Genomic DNA, 2,402 nt, shown 5'->3' with positions numbered 1-2,402 from the left:
GTCGGGGGTGGTCATGGGGTGTGGCCTTCCGTGCGGGGTGCGACGCGCAGGACGCGGTAGGCGGACCGGGAGGCGATCCGCTCGGTGGGGAAGCCCTGGCCGTTCAGCCACCGCTGCAGGGAGTCGGAGCCGAGGTGCTTCTGGACGACGAGGTGGGCGAGCCCGGCGGGGGTGAGGCGGGGGAGCCAGGCGAGGAGGAGGTCGTGCAGGGCGGCCTTGCCGATGCGGATCGGGGGGTTGGACCAGATGGCGTCGAACCGCAGCGCGGGGTCGGTGTCGTCCACCAGGTTGAACCTTACATTGTCAAGGCCCGCGGTTTCGGCATTGCCCTCAGCGACCATCAAGGCTCGCTGATTAACGTCCACTCCCAAAACTCTCGCCTGGGAAGAACGCTTCGCCATGGTCAGGGCGATGGGGCCGTATCCGCAGCCGAGGTCGAGGAGGTCGCCGGTGGCCGGGGGATCGGGGACGGTCTCCAGCAGCACGCGGGTGCCGAGGTCGACGCGGTCGGGGGAGAACATGCCGCTGTCGGTGTCGAGCCGCAGATGCAGGTCCGGCAGGACGAGGTCGACGGTACGGCGGCGACTGGCGGCGTCCGGCCGCTCGGCGAAGTAGTGTTCCCCCACGTCCGCCGACCGTATCAGCGTTCACCGCCCGCCCGCGCCGCTTGCGCGGGTCAGGGCAGGCGGGAGAACCAGGCGAGGGACACCCCGCCGGCGGCGAAGGCGAACAGCAGCGCGATGCCGGTGTAGCGGGCGGCGACGTCGCGGTGCTCGATCTTGAAGCCGAGGGAGCTGCCGATGTTGCGGTAGACGTCGTCGAGCTGCCCGGCGTCGGCGGCCTCGTAGGCCTTGCCCTCGGTGCTGTCGGAGAGGGTCTTCAGGGTCTCCTTGTTGACCGAGACGCTGGTGGTCTCGCCCTCGATGTCGACGGTCCCGTACGGGGTGCCGAACGCGATGGTGGAGACGGGGATGTGCGCGACGCGGCTGGCGTCGATGGCCTCCTGCACGGTCCGCCCGGTGGTGTTGTCGCCGTCGGACAGCAGGACGATGTGGGCGGGCGGCGGGTCCTGGCGGGCCTCGGAGTCGAAGGAGCGGACGGCCTGCAGCGAGGTGAACACGGCCTCCCCGATCGCGGTGCGCTTGGCGAGGACGAGCTGGTCGAGGGAGGCGATGGCGGCGTCGCGGTCGGCGGACGGCGCGGCGACGAGGTTGGCGTTGCCGGCGAACGCGACGACGCCGACGTTGAAGCGCCCGGGGAGGTCGCCGATGAACTTCTTGGCGGCGGCCTTGGCGGCGTCGAGGCGGCTGGGGCTGACGTCCCTGGCCATCATGGACAGCGACACGTCCACGGCGACCATGATGGTGGCGCGGTCGCGGGGGACCTTGACGGAGGTGGCGGGCCGCGCGAACCCGAACATCATCAGGGCGATCATGGCGAGGAACAGGACGGCGGCGACGTGCCGGCGCCAGCCCGGCCGTTTGGGCGCGACCTGCGACAGCAGCGCGAGGTTGGTGAACCGGACGGCGTACTGGCGGCGGCGCAGTTGCAGCAGCGTGTAGGCGGCGGCGAGCAGCGGCAGCAGGCCGAGGAGCCAGAGGCGTTCGGGTGACAGGAAGGTCATGGGCGCACTCCCGCGGTCGTGAAGGGCCGGCCTGCGGCGCGGCGCTGGCGGAGGGCGAAGCGGGCGATGTCGGCGATCCAGTCGCGGTCGGTGCGCAGGACGAGGTGGTGGGCGCCGCTGCGGCGCAGGGCGTCGCGGGTGCGGTCGCGCTGGGCGGCCGCCGCGGCGGCGTACTGCTCGCGGACGCGGCGGCTGAGGACGATCTCGTGCACGGTTCCGGTCTCGGGGTCGGTCATCTCGACGAGGCCGACGTCGGGGAGGTCGAGCTCGCGCGGGTCGATGATCTCGATGGCGAGGACCTGGTGGCGGGCGGTGAGGCGGCGCAGGGGCCGTTCCCAGGGGAGCTCGCCGTGCTCGGCGGGGCCGGTGCCGTCGGGGGCCAGGAAGTCGGAGATGATCACGCGGAGGCCGCGGCGGGTCTGGCCCCGGTCGAGGGAGGCGACGGCGGCGGCGAGGTCGCGGGGCGCCGCGGCGGCGGGGGTGCTGCGGCCTCCGGCGCCGTCGTGGACGGATTGGGCGTCCAGGGCCGCCTGGAGGAGGGCGTACATGGCGGCCTTGCCGGTGCGGGCGGGCCAGCGGCGCATGCCGTCGGTGTGCAGGAGGTAGGCGCCGACGCGGTCGCCGAGGCGGACGGTGAGGAATCCGACGGCGGCGAGGGCGGCGACGGCCAGGTCGCGTTTGATCATGGTGTGGGTGCCGAAGTCCATGCTGGGGGTGAGGTCGACCAGGGCCCAGGCCTCGAGTTCGTGGTCGGCGATGAGGTCGCGGACGTGGGGGG

3 protein-coding genes are annotated in these 2,402 nt (G+C 72.8%); all 3 read right to left on the bottom strand.

The features are described from left to right. Positions 1–11 precede the first annotated feature (11 nt). Entirely contained in the window at positions 12–626 is a 615-nt protein-coding gene (locus E1293_RS46370) for a class I SAM-dependent methyltransferase (protein WP_132206437.1), read from the bottom strand. A gap of 50 nt (positions 627–676) precedes the next feature. Further along, complete coding sequence (locus E1293_RS46365) at positions 677–1,624, bottom strand: VWA domain-containing protein (RefSeq protein ID WP_132206435.1); 948 nt, start codon at positions 1,622–1,624, stop codon at positions 677–679. Next, the coding region (locus tag E1293_RS46360) for a DUF58 domain-containing protein (RefSeq protein WP_132206433.1) at positions 1,621–2,402 on the bottom strand (782 nt) is incomplete at its 5' end. The genes E1293_RS46360 and E1293_RS46365, both read right to left, overlap by 4 nt.

Origin of the sequence: Actinomadura darangshiensis, from assembly GCF_004349235.1 — a bacterium.
Lineage (GTDB): Bacteria > Actinomycetota > Actinomycetes > Streptosporangiales > Streptosporangiaceae > Spirillospora > Spirillospora darangshiensis.
This window is presented reverse-complemented; position numbering and strand designations above follow the sequence as displayed.

Excerpts from the sequence above, each read along its gene's own strand:
- E1293_RS46365 (WP_132206435.1), bottom strand. The coding sequence starts at position 1,624 with ATGACCTTCCTGTCACCCGAACGCCTCTGGCTCCTCGGCCTGCTGCCG.